The following is a 17,296-nucleotide window of genomic DNA, read 5'->3' on the forward strand; positions in this document are numbered from 1 at the left end:
TGAATAATGAATAAATCAGTTTTGAGCATCTTTTTGTTCACATCCTTAATCGCATGTAAAAACGAAACCAAAGAAGAATTGACAGCTATTACATACCCAGAAACAAAAAAAATAGATCATATTGACACCTATTTTGGAACTGAAGTTAAAGACCCCTATCGTTGGTTAGAAGATGATAGAAGTCCAGAAACCGAGGCTTGGGTTAAATCTCAAAATGAAACCACTTTCGAATATTTAAGTCAAATTCCTTTTAGAGAGGATTTGGAAAAACGTCTGTCTAAATTATGGAATTACGAAAGAGTTACCGCGCCGTTTATTGAAGGTGATTACACTTACTTTTCAAAAAACAACGGACTTCAAAATCAGAGTGTAGTCTATAGAAAAAAAGGCGAAGAACCAGCCGAAGTATTTTTAGATCCAAATACCTTTTCTGATGACGGTACGACATCATTAGACGCCCTAAGTTTTTCTAAAAACGGTAAAATTTTAGCTTATTCAATTTCTGAAGGTGGTAGTGACTGGAGAAAAGTTATAATTATTGATATTGAAACTAAAAAACCGATAGAAGACACCTTAATTGACGTAAAATTTACGCAGATTTCCTGGTATAAAAATGAAGGTTTCTATTATTCAAGTTACGACAAACCTGAAGGGAGCGAATTATCTGCAAAAACCGACCAGCACAAAGTATACTACCACAAATTAGGCACTAAACAGTCGGAAGACCAATTAATTTATGGTGGAAAACCAGAAGAAAAACACCGTTATATTTACGCCCATGTTACCCGTGATAATCGTTATTTAATTTTAACACCGCGAATTTCAACATCTGGAAACAAACTACTCATAAAAGACTTGTCGCAACCAGATAGTCCCTTTGTAAGTATATTAGAAGAAGCTAATAGCGACTCAAATATTATAGCTAATAAAGGCACCACCCTATTTATTGCAACTAATTTAGAGGCTCCAAATAGACGCGTTGTAAAAGTAGATGCTTCTAATCCAACACCGGAAAACTGGGTGGATGTTATTGCTGAAACAGAGCATGTGCTAAGCCCTTCTAAAGGCAGTGGTTATCTTTTTGCTCATTATATGATTGACGCACTTTCAAAAGTAAAACAATATGATTTTGAAGGTAATCTTATAAGAGACATTGAATTACCTGGCTTAGGAAGTGTCGGAGGATTTTCTGGAAAAGAAGAAGCCGATATTTTGTATTATAGCTTTACAAATTATAATACCCCAACAAGTATTTATTCTATAGACCCCAAAACGGGCGAAACAAAATTATATTGGAAACCTCAAATAGATTTTAATAGTGCTAATTATGAAAGTCATCAGGTGTTCTACAATTCTAAAGATGGGACAAAAGTCCCAATGATGATTACCTATAAGAAAGGATTGGAATTAAATGGTAAAAACCCTACCATTTTATATGGTTATGGCGGATTCAATATTAGTTTAACACCTAGCTTTAGTGTAACGCATGCCGTATGGATGGAGCAAGGAGGTATACTAGCCGTACCGAATTTACGTGGTGGCGGAGAATATGGGCGTGACTGGCATGACGCTGGAATTCAGCTAAAAAAGCAAAATGTTTTTGATGATTTTATCACAGCTGGGGAATACTTAATAGCCAATCGTTATACCTCTTCAGATTATCTTGCCCTTCGCGGTGGTTCTAATGGCGGACTTTTGGTTGGTGCTGTTATGACCCAACGCCCTGATTTAGCAAAAGTAGCGTTACCTGCTGTTGGGGTTTTAGACATGTTAAGATACCATACCTTTACAGCTGGAGCTGGTTGGGCATACGATTACGGTACCGCCGACCAAAGCAAAGAAATGTTCGAATATTTAAAAGGTTACTCACCAGTTCATAATGTAAAAAAGGGGGTGTCTTATCCCGCAACATTAATAACAACAGGCGACCACGACGATCGTGTGGTACCTGCCCACAGTTTTAAATTTGCCGCTGAGTTGCAAGACAAACAAACTAGCGAGCATCCTACACTTATTAGAATTGAAACCAATGCGGGGCATGGCGCAGGAACCCCAATAAATAAAACAATAGAGCAATATGCCGATATATTCGGTTTTACCCTTTTTAATATGGGGTACAAAAGCTTGCCTAGTGAATAAGCTAACAGATTAAAAATATTAGATTTTAATATCACAGAAAAATCGTCTCGTTGCAGGCGATTTTTTTATACTATTTTTGCAGCATGCTACAAGTTAAAAACCTCCACTTTGCTTATAAGAATACACCTATATTAAAAGATATCTCCTTCACAGTAAATACAGGCGAGCATTTTTCTATTATTGGTGAAAGTGGCTCCGGAAAAAGTACCTTGATAAAATTATTATATGGTACTTACGACTTAAATAATGGGCATATCTTCTGGAAAAACACCGAAATTTTGGGCCCCAAATACAATTTGGTAGTTGGTTATGAGTTTATGAAGTACGTTTCTCAGGAATTCGACTTAATGCCGTTTACATCTGTTTCCGAAAATATTGGTGCCTTTCTATCTAATTTTTTCCCTGAGGAAAAACAAGCACGTATAAAAGAACTACTTGCGGTCGTAGAATTAGAGCCATATGCAAACACCAAAGTAAAAGAATTAAGCGGCGGTCAAAAACAACGGGTAGCCATAGCTCGTGCCATTGCTAAACAGCCAGAAATTATCCTATTAGATGAACCTTTTAGCCATATAGACAATTTTAAAAAACAGTCCTTACGAAGAAGTTTATTTAAATACCTAAAGGAAAAACAAATTACTTGTATTGTGGCTACTCATGATAAAGATGATGTGATTTCTTTTTCAGACCATATGATGGTTCTGAATGAAGCTGAAATTGTTGCAAATGGCACACCAAAAGAACTTTATAACCATCCAAAAAATGAATTAATCGCTTCGTTTTTTGGGGAGTTTAATATTATAAATGAACAGTTTGTGTATGCTAATCAGTTAAAAGTTTGTTCTAATTCCAACTTTAAGGCCGTGGTTACTAAATCGTATTATAAAGGCTATTATTTTTTAATCGAAGCTTTAATTGGCAATAACAAAGTATTTTTTGAACATCTGAATCCTATTGAAATGAACACAGAAGTATTTCTGAAAATTGACAAACCTGCTTAGATAATTTGTTCAATAATAATAGTTTGTCCTCTAAATATTATTTCATCACCTACTTTTTTACCCATTAAAAGTTGTCCTATAGGCGCACTAGATGATATGGCATAAAACCTCTGACTTTCATAATTAATTTCCCCAGCACTAACCGAAATAAAATAATTAGCTTGCGTTGTAAAAACCACGGCACCCAAACTTACATGTTCTAACTTTTTATCTAAACGAATTTTCGACAACACCCCTTGTAACTTCTGAATTTCAGCTAATTGATTTCCGGACTTTTCACGTTCTAATTGCAACATAGCCCGACCTGTTTCATGCTTATCACCCGCACTACTTTTTGTTTCCGAAGTTAGCGACTCTTGAATATCGTTAATGGCATGTTTAATCGCTTCAAGACGTTTCCCAACCCCATTAACACAGGCATTATACAGAGCCGTTTTTAAAGATAATTCATTATTCATATTGTAAAGGTCCGAAATAACGCATTTGTTGAACAATCCAATTTTTTCTTTTCTGAATATAATTTGATGCTGGATTAGCACGGTAATTTAAAGGATTAGGTAAAATGGCTGCGATAGCCGCAGCTTCATAAGCCGTTAAAACTTTAGCTGATTTTTTAAACCAATATTGCGAGGCCGCCTCTGCTCCATAAATACCATTTCCCATTTCAATACTATTCAAATAAACTTCTATGATGCGTTGTTTGGTCCAAAAGAGTTCAATTAAAAAGGTAAAATACGTTTCAAAACCTTTGCGCACCCAACTCCTTTGTGGCCATAAAAACACATTCTTCGCTGTCTGTTGGCTAATCGTACTTGCTCCTCTTATGCGTTTGCCATTCTTATTATTCACAATCGCCTTTTCAATAGCATTTAAATCAAATCCCTTATGGTTTAAAAAATGCTGATCTTCACTACAAATAACAGCCAATTGCAGATTCTTTGAAATGTCGTTTATCGATACCCAGTCGTGTTTAAAATTATTCGTTTTGTTGGCTTCTTTATTTTCAAAATACCGGATAACCATTAAAGGAGTAAAAGGTACCGGAACCCACTTAAACAATACTACAAACATGGTAGAAACCGCTATAAACCAAAGTAGTATTTTAAATAAAAACTTAAATATTCTGTTCATGTCAATCTCCAGATAATTGAGCTAATTCTTTACCGATTAAACTACCGATGGCAACACCCATACCTCCCAATCGAACCCCACAAAACACATTCTTAGATATTGGTTTTACAATGGCTTGTTTTCGATTTCCAACTCCCATGATACCGCTCCAGGAATAATCAATTTCAAAAGGAATATCTGACAAAATAGTTGTTTCTAATAAGTTTTTTAAGGCATTCTGAATTTGTTTGGTCTGCCCAAGTTCAGTGGTTTCTTCACCTTTAAAATCAAGGTTACGCCCACCACCAAGCAATATACGATTATCTATATTTCTAAAATAATAATACCCCTGATCTAAATGAAATGTACCTTTAATAGTTAAGTTTTTAATGGGTTTGGTAATTAAAACCTGAGCTCGAGCAGGCTTTATGGGCTGATTAATTAATTGCCCTGCAAAACCATTGGTAGCAATTAATAATTTTGATGTGGTAAATTCGAAGGCATTAGTTTTTACATTAACTGTTTGAAGTGCGTCTGAAAAACGCTCTACAGAAATATTATTTAAGATTTTCACTCCCTGAGATTGTACTTTTTTAATTAAGGCATTCATCATTTTACCAGTATCAATCTGCCCTTCAAAAGGATTAAAAACATATTGTGATTCGATATTTTTAAATGAAAACTCATTGGATTTGAAACTAAAAACATTTTTGTTAAACAATGGTTCCAGTAAACCATTTATTTCTGCGATTTTCGACGTACATGTTTCAAATAAAGTATCATCTTTTAAAAACAACTCATAGCCTCCATAATTTTTAAAACCAATATGATTATCCCCCAAACTTTGTCGCAACAAACTTAATCCTTGTACTCGCTTTCTAACAAGCTGGAACACTTCCTCTTCCGAATGGGTCGTTAAATCATTTATAATTTCACTAAGACTCCCAAAACAGGCAAATCCAGCATTTTTGGTACTAGCACCTTGAGGAAAAGTTCCACGTTCAAGAACTAGTATTTTTGACTTTGGATATTGTTCTTTTAAGAACAAAGCCGTGCTAAGTCCTACAATACCACTACCAACAATGGTGAAGTCTACTGCACTTAACCAAGATTTTATTTCCCAATACGATAAATTCACCCTAAGAAATTAATGATTGTCCTAAGTAAAAATAATGAATTCGTGCTAAGGATTAGACTTTTGTTGAAGCTCTTTTAATTACTCTAGAATTAAAAGTGACTTACAAAAACCTGAATTTTACTTTTGGCTAAAAAAAGAAAATGAAATCAAAAAAAAACTCCGAAAGTAATTTCGGAGCCTTTTATATTTATTCTTCAACTTGTTTTTCCATAACGAAGTCTTCCATAAACTTAGTGGTATAATTACCCGCTAAATAATCGGGATTATCCATAAGTTGTCTATGAAATGGAATAGTTGTTTTTATTCCTTCGATAACAAACTCGTCTAAAGCACGTTTCATTTTATTGATGGCTTCTTCTCTGGTTTGAGCCGTTGTAATCAACTTGGCAATCATAGAATCGTAGTTTGGAGGAATAGTATATCCAGCATACACATGCGTATCTAAACGAACACCATGACCTCCAGGAGCATGTAAGGTTGTTATTTTTCCTGGAGATGGACGGAAACCATTATATGGATCCTCGGCATTTATACGACATTCTATAGAATGTAATTTTGGTAAGTAATTTTTACCTGAAATTGGCACGCCTGCCGCAACTAATATCTGTTCACGTATTAAGTCGAAATCAATTACCTGTTCTGTAATTGGGTGCTCTACCTGAATACGCGTATTCATTTCCATGAAATAGAAATTACGGTGCTTATCAACTAAAAATTCGATAGTTCCTGCACCTTCATATTTAATGTATTCTGCCGCTCTAACTGCTGCAAGACCCATTTCATTTCTTAACTCATCAGTCATAAATGGTGAAGGTGTCTCTTCAGTTAATTTTTGGTGACGACGTTGTACGGAACAGTCTCTTTCTGAAAGGTGACAAGCTTTCCCTGTAGAATCTCCGACAATTTGAATTTCGATATGTCTTGGTTCTTCGATAAGTTTTTCCATGTACATATCATCGTTTCCAAAGGCAGCCTTACTCTCCTGACGTGCAGAATCCCAAGCTGCTTTTAAATCCTCCTCTTTCCAAACGGCACGCATACCTTTACCTCCACCACCGGCAGAAGCTTTAAGCATAACAGGGTATCCCGTTTCTATTGCGATTTTCTCACACTCTTCATAGGTATTGATAACACCATCACTACCAGGCACACAAGGCACCCCAGCAGCTTTCATGGTAGCCTTCGCATTGGCTTTATCACCCATTCTATCAATCATCTCTGGAGAAGCACCAATAAATTTAATACCGTGCTCTTCACAGATTTTTGAAAATTTTGCATTCTCTGACAAGAATCCATACCCCGGATGAATAGCGTCTGCGTTTGTAATTTCGGCAGCAGCAATAATATGTGCCATTTTCAAATACGACTCACTACTTAAAGCAGGCCCTATACAAACAGCCTCATCGGCAAATTTTACATGTAAACTATCTGCATCAGCTGTAGAATAAACAGCCACAGTTTTGATACCCATTTCTTTACAGGTTCTAATAACACGCAGTGCTATTTCCCCTCTATTGGCAATCAATATTTTTTTAAACATAACTTTATGAATTAAAAATTACAAATTCCAATCGCCAAATTCCAAATATTGGATTTTGAGATTTGTGTATTGGAACTTTTAATAGGTTATGAAGGGTCTACTAAAAATAATGGTTGATCGAACTCTACAGGTGAAGAATCATCAACTAATATTTTAACAATCTTACCTGAAACTTCAGATTCTATTTCGTTGAATAGTTTCATTGCTTCGATAATACAAAGGACATCACCTTCTGCAATAGTTTGACCTACCTCTACAAATAATGGCTTATCAGGAGATGGTTTTCTGTAGAACGTACCAATGATTGGTGATTTTATTGTAATATACTTAGAATCTTCTGTTGCAGCAGGCGCTGGTGTAGTAGCTTGAGAAGCTGGTTGCGCTTCAGCAACAGGTGCTTGTGCTTGTACTTGTGGAATTTGTTGTTGTACAGGGGCATATTGAACAGCCGGTGCATCTGATTCTGATCCTGTTTTAATGGTGATTTTAATATCATCCATTTCTAATTTAACCTCACTTGCTCCAGATTTTGCAACAAATTTGATTAAGTTTTGAATCTCTTTAATTTCCATATTATTTGCTATTTTATTAATCTTTTTATGAATTATAAGCCCACTTTAAATAAATGGCCCCCCAGTTAAATCCGCCACCAAAAGCAGCAAATATAACATTATCTCCCTTTTTTAGTTGCGATTCGTAATCGTTTAATAATAACGGTAAAGTTGCCGATGTCGTATTTCCGTATTTCTGAATATTCATCATCACCTTGGCAGGATCTAAATTAATTCGCTCTGCAGTGGCATCAATAATACGTTTATTAGCTTGATGTGCCGCTAACCAATCAACACTATCTTTATCTAATCCGTTTCTATCTAATATTTTCACCGTTGCATCAGCCATATTAAATACCGCATTTTTAAATACGGTACGACCTTCCTGAAATGCATATTGCCCACCTTTAGCCATAGCCTCTTCGGTTACAGGGAACGATGACCCTCCGTACGTTGCTTGTAAGAACTCACGACCCGAACCATCACTTCTTAGGTATTCGTCTTGCAAACCTAAACCTTCTTCATTAGGCTCAAACAATACCGCTCCGGCACCATCTCCAAATATAATACAGGTTGCACGGTCTTTATAATTAATAATAGAAGACATTTTATCAGCTCCTATAAGCAATACATTTTTATATCTACCAGACTCTATATAGCTAGCAGCTACAGACATTCCATATAAAAAACTTGAACATGCCGCATCCATATCAAATGTAAATGCATTAATAGCACCTATTTGTGAAGCTGTATATGAAGCCGTTGAAGCTGCTTTCATATCTGGTGTTGCCGTTGCAACAATAACAAGTTCTATATCTTCGGGGTTGAGACCTTTTTTATTTATTAGGTCTTGAGCGGCTTTTATAGCAAGGTAAGAAGTTCCTTTGCCTTCACCTTTAAGAATTCTACGTTCCTTAATTCCTGTTCTGGTGGTAATCCATTCATCATTTGTATCAACCATAGTCTCAAGAATTTGATTGGTTAATACATAATCTGGCACGTAAGCGCCAACAGCTGTTATCGCTGCTGAGATTTTACTCATAACTTCGTAGTTAAATTGACCAAAAAATCATTAAAATTGAACAAAAACACTCAAAAATTTGTGAAAACTACTAATTTCAGGTGTAATCTTCCGCAAATTACGTGTTTTTTATGCTGTATAAAAAACATATCATAAAAAAAACGCTCACATGTGAGCGTTTTAAATTATGCATGCATAACAGTTATGCTATGTTTTCTACAGCCTCTGAGTTGTCAATTAACACTTGACCTCTGTAATATAATTTTCCTTCGTGCCAGTGAGCTCTATGATACAAATGAGCTTCACCTGTAGTAGGACATGTAGCAATCTGTGGCGCAGTTGCTTTATAATGTGTTCTTCTTTTATCTCTTCTCGTTTTTGAGATTTTTCTCTTAGGATGTGCCATTTTTTATATTTATTTATCCGTTAATAGTTTTTTTAATGTATTCCAGCGAGGATCTATTTCATCTTCCTCATTTTTTTTCTCCTTTTGCTTAGGGCTTAACTCTTCTAATTTTTTGAGTATATCTGAATCTAATGTCCCATCTTTAATTCCGGGATGTACACGTTTAATCGGTACGGCCAATACAATTGACTCATAAATATATTGTTGCACATTAATTTCATAAGTGCCATGTGGCACAATTAAAATATTGATATGCTCATCGTTATATTCATCTCCAAACTTAACCACCAAATCAAACTCATTTTCTATAGGTTGATTGTAAGGTTCGTTCGTTAAATCGCAATTAACATTTACAAATCCTGAAATTTTAAAGTGTAATTCGAGTAATGTGGATTTCTTTTCTAATTCAAGATGAACATCAACACTTACATCGTTAAACTCTTTATACTCAAAATATTCAAAGAACGCTTGCTCAATTTTGTACTCAAAATGATGCTTCGCTACCTTTAGCCCTACAAATGGAATTGTAAATTCTTTTAATGGCTTCATTATCACATCTATTTTGAGCCTGCAAATATATAAATTTTTATTTTAAGCAAGGTAACTTATAAACATTTTTTTGTTTATATCTTTTTAGGCTGTTTTTTTAACGGATTTGATGTAAGCTCCTTATAATCAGATTTATTTTTAAACACCTGAATAGCAGTAAAGACGGCTTCTTTAAATGAATTTGAGTCCGCCACACCTTTCCCTGCTATTTCATAGGCTGTTCCGTGATCTGGTGAGGTTCTAACTCGATTAAGTCCAGCAGTAAAATTAACACCCTGACCAAAGGATAACGTTTTAAATGGAATTAAACCTTGATCGTGATATGATGCAATAATGGCGTCAAAATTTTTATAATTATCTGAACCAAAAAAACTATCGGCAGCATAAGGACCATAAACCAGTTTACCTTCCTCTTTTATTTTTTTTAAAGTTGGACGAAGCACAGTATCATCTTCATTACCAATAACACCGCTATCACCCGTATGTGGATTAATACCAAGTACAGCTATTTTAGGACGCACAATATTAAAGTCCTCTATTAAAGATTGATAAACCGTATTAATTTTTTTAACAATTAAATCCTCAGTAATGTGATTTACAATATCTTTAACAGGTACATGATCTGTTAATAAGCCTACCCGTAAAGTATCTGTAACCATAAACATAAGACTTTCTCCCTCTAGTTCTTGAGCCAAATAATCAGTATGCCCCGGAAACTTAAAGGCTTCAGACTGGATATTATGTTTATTTATAGGCGCTGTTACCAAAACATCAACATCTCCTTCCTTTAAAGCTTTGGTAGCCGAATGCAAGGATTTTATTGCATACTCTCCAATCTTAGTGTCTTCCTTTCCGAATTCTATAGATACAGGCTCGTTCCAACTGTTAAACACGTTCACCTTTCCAGACACAAGCTGCTTTACATTATTCGTAATATTAAAAACAATCTCAGATTTAAAGTGCTTTTTAAAAAAATTCATGGTCTTTGCAGAAGCAAAAACTACGGGTGTGCAGAAATCTAAAACCCTTGAGTCTTCAAAAGTCTTTAATATAATTTCTCCTCCAATACCATTTAAGTCACCTATTGAAATTCCAACAACTATATTTTCTACTTTCTTCATTAAATATGATAACTTTTGTTTGTAATTTTGATGTCGCAAATTTAGTTAAATAAACAAACAATATTATGTTTACAGGAATTATTGAAGATCTAGGTGTTATTACTAACTTAAAAACCGAACAAGATAATCTTCACATCACGGTAAAAAGCAACATAACTTCAGAATTAAAAATCGATCAAAGTGTTGCTCATAATGGTGTTTGCCTAACAGTTGTAAACATTCAGCAAGACGAATATACAGTAACTGCAATTAAAGAAACTCTAGATAAAACGAATTTAAGCTCATTAAAAATCAATGACCAAATTAATTTAGAGCGCGCCATGAAATTAGGCGACCGTCTAGACGGTCATATTGTACAAGGCCACGTAGATCAAACCGCAATCTGCAAACATATTGAAGAAACAAACGGAAGCTGGAGATTTACTTTTAATTACGACTCCTCTCTTAACAACATTACCATAGAAAAAGGCTCTATAACGGTTAATGGCGTGAGTTTAACCGTTGTTAACTCAAAAAGAGACGAATTTAGTGTTGCTATCATCCCCTATACTTATCAACACACAAATTTCAATTCTTTTAAAGTTGGCACTGAAGTTAATTTAGAATTTGATGTGTTAGGAAAATACGTTGCCAGATTAATCGAATTGAATTAATTATGAATTATTCGACAAAAGCTTTTTTATTCCATAAACTATCCCTGCTACAACACCTGTAACTAAAAAACTATCTAAATATAGTCCAGGAGGCCCTGAAGGATCCTCGCCATCCATAGGCAAAGGTAATTCTTCTGGGATAGCTACTTGAATAGCAAAACAAAATGAACCCATCAAAACAAATAAGATAACGGTTAATATGGACTTGCTTTGTAAATTCATGGGGTTAAAATTTGGAAAAAAAAGATGATTTTCAAAATAACAAGTCAATTTAACTGTAATTTTATCCGTAAAAAGCGTTTTTCATCGACAAAATACAGAAATTCACAACTTTGACAACCAAAACAATCTCTCCTTTTTAGCTACCTAACAACGCAAAGGTATAGATTATATAACAATTATGACAAACATTATGACATTTCTAAAACGATAATTTTAATAGCTTAAATACCAGTTTTAAGAAATCCTAAATTATTTGCTATATAGACGAATTTAAAATAAACTATCTATATCTATTACCAATTTAAATTATGCACGTAGTAATATTTAACTAATAACTAAAAAACACCTCTTAGAACGAGACACCTAAAAACTCATTAACACCTTATATAAAGTAGAAATTCAAAAAAATAAACGTATATTCTCACAAAACTTATAATCATAAAATATTCAGACTAATAGTAATTAATTAAGAAACCTAATCCTTATTAATTATTATCTTTGCTACCTGAATTCAACCCTATTTAATGTCTTTAAATTTTGAAAACTTAATTCATAATCTTAAAGAAGGAGACTCTCAAGCTTATAAAGTTTTATTTGACACTTTTTACGAGAGCCTTTACGCTTTCGCATTTCATTATGTTAAGGACCATTACGCTGCCGAAGAGATTGTAGTGAACATTATGTTAACCATTTGGGAAAAACGCAGAACCCTTGACCCTAATAAAAACATAAAATCGTATCTCTATACATCAGTTAAAAATGCTTCATTCGACTATTTAAAGAAGAGAAATAAAACCACTTCCCTAAACTTAGAAACTAAAGACTTAACATTTACGAATTTTGAGCAACGCATTATTAAAGAAGAAACTCATCGTCTAATTTTACAAGCATTAGAATCTCTTCCGAAAAAATGCCGACAGGTTTTTGAAATGTGCTGCATTGAAAATTTAAAATACAAAGAAGTTGCAGAAACACTAAACATTAGCATAAATACGGTTAAATCGCAACGAGCACGTGCTATAGAAATTCTAAAAATGCAACTTAAAGAAGAGCATTTATTTTTGTTCATTCTTAACAATATCACAATAAAAAATTAAAATTTTATTAATTTTTCCCACCCTTTTCGGTACTTTCATAGTATTACCTTCAAACAACACCTAACTATGTGTTAAATAAAAGCTAATTTCGAATGCAAGAACAAACTTCATATCACATTTCAAATCTGATATACAAATCTGTTACAGAAACAATTAGCAAACTTGAACAGCAAGAACTTAATCGCTGGTTGAGTCAGGGTAATAATCAAGAATTTTACAATCAAATTTTAAGCAAAAAAGAGCTTCTTAACACCAAAGAAATATACAAAGCGGCCAAAAAACAGACGGTTTTTAATAAAGTTAAAAAAAAAATTGACCAAAAAAATCATGAAAACATTATTCGCTTAAAATTATACAAGACTCTAAAATATGCAGCGATTGTAATTTTATTTATTAGTGGAAGTGTTATTTTCTATAATTCTAATTTTAATGAAGAAGTTTCAACTCAAGAAGCATTAGAACACATCAAACCTGGTTACCAAAAAGCCACTTTAGTTCTAGCCGATGGAACCGAGATAGATTTAGAATCGAAATCTGACACCATTATAGCTTCAGATAAAATAACCACCATACAAAATACCAACAACGGATTAGTATACAACTCCGTAGATTCCAATTACCCTGAGGAAAACCCAAAATACAATACCCTTTTTGTTCCTAACGGAGGAATTTATCAAATTCAATTACCAGATGGCACCAAAGTATGGCTTAACTCAGCCAGCTCATTAAAATACCCTGAAAAATTTACTGGCGATACGCGAATTGTAGAGCTTGATGGTGAGGCTTATTTTGAAGTAACTAAAAGTAAAAAACAATTTATTGTTCAAACAAACAAATGTTCTGTAGCTGTTTTAGGTACTCATTTCAACGTTTCATCCTATGAAGATGAGAGTAGTTTTACATCAACGCTAGTAGAAGGTAAAATTAAACTAGCTAATGCATTGGAAAAACAAACCGTAATATTATCCCCCAATGAGCATGCTACTTTCAAACAAAATGCTCCAAACTTCCAAATAAAATCCGTCGATACAGAAGTTTATACTGCCTGGAAAGATGGCAAATTTTACTTCGAACAAGAACGATTAGAACAAATACTTACTAAGATGGGGCGTTGGTATAATGTACAAATAAATTTTGAAGATCCCGAATTAAAAAATGAAACTTTTACAGGGGTTGCTTATAAGAACGAACCAATAGATTACCTCCTAAATTTAATATGCAAGACTACTAAAGTAAAATATAAAATTACCAAAGACAGTGAGTCTAACTTTTACGAAGTGTCTATTTCAAATAGCTAGAAAAAATCATTAAAATATACGCTTTCAGATAATTATAATTAAAATTCCCTTAAAAATTCATCAAAAAGAATTAACTTAACAATTTAAATTTATGGAAAAAAAGTTAACCGCAGCTACGTGTAGGTTACGACACAAACACAAACCTTTAATAATACAATACATGAAACAATCCCTCATTTTATGCATGGTGTTTTTCAGTATCTCAGTATTCTCCTTTTCTCAAAAGATTTCACTGACTCTTGGAGAAGTTAAACTTTCTGAGGCACTACGTCATATAAAGAAAGAAGCTCATGTGGATTTCTTTTATAGCGACAAGGAACTAAATGTCAACCAATCAGTTACGGTAAACTTCGATAATTTAGATACATTAGAGGCTGTATCTAAGTTAGTTGGTGAAGATTTCAAAGTTGAAAAAACAGAAAATAACATCATTCTAATAAGTCCTTCCGAGGGTAAAATTAATAGTACCCCTTTAGTCCAACAACAAACCATCACTGTTACAGGTGTTGTAACGGACCAATATGATATGCCTCTACCAGGTGTAACGGTTATTATGAAAGAGCAAGGACGCGGAACCATTACCAATTTTGATGGAGAATATAGTGCAACAAATGTAGACCCAGAGTCAACTCTTGTTTTTAGTTATGTAGGCTATAAAAAAGTAGAGGTTAAAATTGATGGCAGAACAGAAATCAATTTAAAAATGGAAGAAGATATCGAAGACCTTTCAGAAGTTGTTATTACGGGTGTCGTTAGAAGAGAAAAGAAAAGTTTTACCGGAGCAACTACCACAGCTTCACGCGAAGAATTAAAAGCCATTGGAAACACTAATGTTTTACAAAGTTTAAGAACCTTAGATCCTTCATTTAATATTGTTGACAATAACCTTTTAGGTTCAGACCCTAATGCGCTTCCTGAAATTGAAGTACGTGGTAAAACCAGTATTTCAAATGATGATTTAAGAGACGAATTTGGGAATAACCCCAACCAACCCTTATTCATTTTGGACGGCTTTCCAACAACACTTCAACAGATTGTCGATTTAGACATGAACCGTGTTTCATCGATAACAATATTAAAAGATGCGTCTTCAACAGCGCTATATGGAGCGCAGGCAGCTAACGGTGTTATTGTTGTTGAAACTATAAGACCAAGAGAAGGTCAAATACAAATAACCTACACAGGAGATTTAACAGTAGAAATGCCCGATTTATCGGATTATAATTTAATGAATTCTACGCAAAAATTGGAATATGAAAGGTTAGCAGGCAGATGGACAGGAAATAATGCATTTGAACAATTTCAATTGGATCGACAATACAACACGATTTTAGCCGAAATAAAAAGAGGAGTGAACACCTATTGGTTAAATGAACCTTTACAAGTCGGTACGGCCATAAGAAACTCCGTTTATGCCTCTGGCGGTAGCGAAACATTAACATTTGGTGCTGGCTTTAATTTAAGAAGTCAGGACGGTGTTATGATTGGATCTAAGCGTAATAACTGGGGCGCTAATGTGGATTTAACTTATCGAAAAAATAAATTTAATATTACGAATAGACTATATATAAATGGAGTCACTGCAGATAATTCACCGTATGGAGGATTCTCGGACTACACAAGAGCGAATCCATATTTTAGAGTAACTGATGCCGAAGGAAGAATTAGTAGATTCTTAAATATTGGCAATATATTTACCAATCAGAATATTGCCAACCCTCTATACAATTCAACTTTAAGATCTTATGGTACTAATAAAACTTTAACTATTATTAATAACTTTAGAGCGCAGTACACATTAAGTAATAAGTTTAGACTTGAAGCAAATTTTCAATTAACTGGCGGTAATACAACCGATGAATCTTTTACAGACCCAGATCACCCTTCTTTTGCCGGAGCAAGTCCTCGTGAAAGTGGAGCCTATTCGAATTCACATACCAATAATTTTAGTTATAGATTTAACGCTATGGCTACTTATGCCGATGTCTTTGCTGAAAAGCACAAGGTTACGGGAAGTCTTAGAACAGAACTTGAAGAAACTAATAATGATCGATTAACTATAACTGCATTAGGCTTTCCTCCAGGAACCAATGGTAATCCTGCCTTTTCATTCGGTTATACGCCAGGAGGTAAACCAAACACCAACTCAAGAATTTACAGGCGTGTTAATGTTTTAGGTAGTGCCAACTATTCTTTTGACAATAAACTATTTGTTGATGCCACATACCGTATCGATGGTTCAACCGCATTTGGATCTAACGAAAAATATTCACCTTTCTGGTCTGTAGGTGCTGGTTGGAATATCCATGAGCAATTTGGATTTGACGAGGATATTGTTTCTTTATTGAAACTAAGAGGAAATATTGGAGAAACTGGTAATCAAGGTTTTGGAGATTTAACATCTACCTCTATTTATACTTACGCTACATCTTCGCAATATTTTGGACAAAGTACCATATTGCAAACTGTTGCTAATCCAGATTTAGAATGGCAGAACACTATACAAAGTAGTTTTGGTTTAGACGCTACGTTATTAAATAATAGAATAAATTTTACAGCCAACTTATTTTTCAAAAATACAGACCCTTTAATTGCGCGTTTAAATTTACCAAGTTCTACTGGGATTGTTAATTATCCCGTTAACGTTGGCCACATGAAAACGACAGGGTTCGAAACGACTGTAAGAGTATCTCCTATTTACGATTTAGAAAACGATATTACCTGGACTCTAGGATTTAATTCTGTGACTCTGGAAAATGTTTATGGAGGATTTGGTAACAAATTAGAAACATTAGATGACTCTGCTCAAGAAAATCGCTCATTATTTCGTTACCGCGATGGCTATAGCCCAGATGATTTATGGGCAGTACCATCATTAGGTATTGACCCAAGTAATGGACGCGAAGTTTTCCTTAACAAAGATGGATTACCTACCTACGAATATAATATTCAAGATGAAAAGGTAATGGGTAATGGGCGACCAACACTTCAGGGTATTATTACAAGTAACTTCCGATATAAGGATTTTACTTTCGGCATGAATTTCCGATATACTTTAGGTGGCGATCGTTTCAATTCGGCAGCATTCCAGCAAATTGAAAATATTTCAGAAAACGATAGAATTTATAACCAAGATGTAAGAGCACTAACAAGTCGTTGGTTAAAACCTGGGGATATTGCGAGCTACAAGTCAATTACAAATTTCGACAATACGCCAATCTCTTCAAGATTTATTCAAAAAGAAAACACTTTAAGTGCCGAATCTATTAATATTGGTTATCAATTCAGAAACAGAGATTGGATGAGAAAAATTGGCTTAGAGCGCTTGAGATTAACAGCCTATATGAATGAAATATTTCGTTTCTCGACTATTAGAATTGAACGTGGTTTAACGTACCCTTTTGCTCGTTCACTATCATTTAGTTTAAATGCCTCTTTCTAATTAAAATT

General features: G+C 34.2%; 16 protein-coding genes. 6 read left to right on the forward strand and 10 right to left on the reverse strand.

Annotated elements, in window-relative coordinates; genetic code table 11:
• The first annotated feature begins 6 nt into the window (after positions 1-6).
• Together H611_RS0108720 and H611_RS0108725 are read left to right on the forward strand one after the other, a co-directional pair.
• A complete protein-coding gene (locus tag H611_RS0108720) occupies positions 7-2,139 on the forward strand; it encodes a prolyl oligopeptidase family serine peptidase (RefSeq protein ID WP_027138001.1) in 2,133 nt (710 codons plus the stop codon).
• A gap of 83 nt (positions 2,140-2,222) precedes the next feature.
• Positions 2,223-3,140: an ABC transporter ATP-binding protein gene (locus H611_RS0108725; RefSeq protein WP_027138002.1), complete on the forward strand. Its 918-nt coding sequence runs from the start codon at positions 2,223-2,225 to the stop codon at positions 3,138-3,140.
• Here H611_RS0108725 and H611_RS0108730 read toward each other — a convergent pair.
• The 9 genes from H611_RS0108730 to pdxA all read right to left on the reverse strand — a co-directional run bounded on the left by H611_RS0108730 (position 3,137) and on the right by pdxA (position 10,576).
• Positions 3,137-3,598, reverse strand: a complete 462-nt coding sequence (locus tag H611_RS0108730) for a GreA/GreB family elongation factor (protein WP_035483697.1) — start codon at positions 3,596-3,598, stop codon at positions 3,137-3,139. The two genes, H611_RS0108725 and H611_RS0108730, sit on opposite strands and share 4 nt — an antisense overlap.
• The gene (mtgA, locus tag H611_RS0108735) at positions 3,591-4,271 is read right to left on the reverse strand and encodes a monofunctional biosynthetic peptidoglycan transglycosylase (protein ID WP_027138004.1); all 681 of its coding nucleotides are present in this window, start codon (positions 4,269-4,271) and stop codon (positions 3,591-3,593) included. Before mtgA ends, H611_RS0108730 begins: the two co-directional genes overlap by 8 nt.
• A gap of 1 nt (position 4,272) precedes the next feature.
• Positions 4,273-5,388 (reverse strand): NAD(P)/FAD-dependent oxidoreductase, encoded by a 1,116-nt coding sequence (locus tag H611_RS0108740; RefSeq protein ID WP_027138005.1) that lies wholly within the window; start codon positions 5,386-5,388, stop codon positions 4,273-4,275.
• A gap of 187 nt (positions 5,389-5,575) precedes the next feature.
• Positions 5,576-6,928, reverse strand: a complete 1,353-nt coding sequence (accC, locus tag H611_RS0108745; protein ID WP_027138006.1) for an acetyl-CoA carboxylase biotin carboxylase subunit — start codon at positions 6,926-6,928, stop codon at positions 5,576-5,578.
• A gap of 86 nt (positions 6,929-7,014) precedes the next feature.
• Positions 7,015-7,500 carry an acetyl-CoA carboxylase biotin carboxyl carrier protein gene (accB, locus tag H611_RS0108750; protein ID WP_027138007.1) on the reverse strand — a complete coding sequence of 162 codons (486 nt, stop codon included), beginning with the start codon at positions 7,498-7,500 and terminating at the stop codon, positions 7,015-7,017.
• A 25-nt stretch (positions 7,501-7,525) separates the two neighbouring features.
• Entirely contained in the window at positions 7,526-8,521 is a 996-nt protein-coding gene (locus H611_RS0108755; protein ID WP_027138008.1) for a beta-ketoacyl-ACP synthase III, read from the reverse strand.
• A 181-nt stretch (positions 8,522-8,702) separates the two neighbouring features.
• Positions 8,703-8,906 (reverse strand): 50S ribosomal protein L32, encoded by a 204-nt coding sequence (gene rpmF / locus H611_RS0108760; protein ID WP_027138009.1) that lies wholly within the window; start codon positions 8,904-8,906, stop codon positions 8,703-8,705.
• 9 nt (positions 8,907-8,915) lie between these two features.
• Positions 8,916-9,455 (reverse strand): YceD family protein, encoded by a 540-nt coding sequence (locus H611_RS0108765; RefSeq protein WP_027138010.1) that lies wholly within the window; start codon positions 9,453-9,455, stop codon positions 8,916-8,918.
• Positions 9,456-9,529: 74 nt separating this feature from the next.
• Positions 9,530-10,576, reverse strand: a complete 1,047-nt coding sequence (gene pdxA, locus H611_RS0108770) for a 4-hydroxythreonine-4-phosphate dehydrogenase PdxA (protein ID WP_027138011.1) — start codon at positions 10,574-10,576, stop codon at positions 9,530-9,532.
• A 65-nt stretch (positions 10,577-10,641) separates the two neighbouring features.
• On the opposite strand from pdxA, the gene H611_RS0108775 reads away from it, so the two are divergent.
• A complete protein-coding gene (locus H611_RS0108775) occupies positions 10,642-11,229 on the forward strand; it encodes a riboflavin synthase (RefSeq protein WP_027138012.1) in 588 nt (195 codons plus the stop codon).
• On the opposite strand, the gene H611_RS0108780 is transcribed toward H611_RS0108775, so the two are convergent.
• Entirely contained in the window at positions 11,230-11,451 is a 222-nt protein-coding gene (locus tag H611_RS0108780; RefSeq protein WP_027138013.1) for a hypothetical protein, read from the reverse strand.
• A gap of 524 nt (positions 11,452-11,975) precedes the next feature.
• On the opposite strand from H611_RS0108780, the gene H611_RS0108785 reads away from it, so the two are divergent.
• From H611_RS0108785 to H611_RS14165, 3 genes are all read left to right on the forward strand, one after another.
• On the forward strand, positions 11,976-12,548 hold the full coding sequence (locus H611_RS0108785; RefSeq protein WP_027138014.1) for an RNA polymerase sigma factor: 573 nt from the start codon (positions 11,976-11,978) through the stop codon (positions 12,546-12,548).
• A gap of 92 nt (positions 12,549-12,640) precedes the next feature.
• Entirely contained in the window at positions 12,641-13,846 is a 1,206-nt protein-coding gene (locus H611_RS0108790; protein ID WP_027138015.1) for a FecR family protein, read from the forward strand.
• 160 nt (positions 13,847-14,006) lie between these two features.
• Complete coding sequence (locus H611_RS14165) at positions 14,007-17,288, forward strand: SusC/RagA family TonB-linked outer membrane protein (RefSeq protein WP_169515993.1); 3,282 nt, start codon at positions 14,007-14,009, stop codon at positions 17,286-17,288.
• Positions 17,289-17,296: the final 8 nt, after the last annotated feature.

Origin of the sequence: Gaetbulibacter saemankumensis DSM 17032 (assembly GCF_000425645.1) — a bacterium.
GTDB classification, from domain to species: domain Bacteria; phylum Bacteroidota; class Bacteroidia; order Flavobacteriales; family Flavobacteriaceae; genus Gaetbulibacter; species Gaetbulibacter saemankumensis.

Coding starts and splice junctions, on each gene's coding strand:
- H611_RS0108720 (WP_027138001.1), top strand. CDS start 7: ATGAATAAATCAGTTTTGAGCATCTTTTTGTTCACATCCTTAATCGCA.
- H611_RS0108725 (WP_027138002.1), top strand. CDS start 2,223: ATGCTACAAGTTAAAAACCTCCACTTTGCTTATAAGAATACACCTATA.
- H611_RS0108730 (WP_035483697.1), bottom strand. CDS start 3,598: ATGAATAATGAATTATCTTTAAAAACGGCTCTGTATAATGCCTGTGTT.
- mtgA (WP_027138004.1), bottom strand. CDS start 4,271: ATGAACAGAATATTTAAGTTTTTATTTAAAATACTACTTTGGTTTATA.
- accC (WP_027138006.1), bottom strand. CDS start 6,928: ATGTTTAAAAAAATATTGATTGCCAATAGAGGGGAAATAGCACTGCGT.
- accB (WP_027138007.1), bottom strand. CDS start 7,500: ATGGAAATTAAAGAGATTCAAAACTTAATCAAATTTGTTGCAAAATCT.
- H611_RS0108755 (WP_027138008.1), bottom strand. CDS start 8,521: ATGAGTAAAATCTCAGCAGCGATAACAGCTGTTGGCGCTTACGTGCCA.
- rpmF (WP_027138009.1), bottom strand. CDS start 8,906: ATGGCACATCCTAAGAGAAAAATCTCAAAAACGAGAAGAGATAAAAGA.
- H611_RS0108765 (WP_027138010.1), bottom strand. CDS start 9,455: ATGAAGCCATTAAAAGAATTTACAATTCCATTTGTAGGGCTAAAGGTA.
- pdxA (WP_027138011.1), bottom strand. CDS start 10,576: ATGAAGAAAGTAGAAAATATAGTTGTTGGAATTTCAATAGGTGACTTA.
- H611_RS0108775 (WP_027138012.1), top strand. CDS start 10,642: ATGTTTACAGGAATTATTGAAGATCTAGGTGTTATTACTAACTTAAAA.
- H611_RS0108780 (WP_027138013.1), bottom strand. CDS start 11,451: ATGAATTTACAAAGCAAGTCCATATTAACCGTTATCTTATTTGTTTTG.
- H611_RS0108785 (WP_027138014.1), top strand. CDS start 11,976: ATGTCTTTAAATTTTGAAAACTTAATTCATAATCTTAAAGAAGGAGAC.
- H611_RS0108790 (WP_027138015.1), top strand. CDS start 12,641: ATGCAAGAACAAACTTCATATCACATTTCAAATCTGATATACAAATCT.
- H611_RS14165 (WP_169515993.1), top strand. CDS start 14,007: ATGAAACAATCCCTCATTTTATGCATGGTGTTTTTCAGTATCTCAGTA.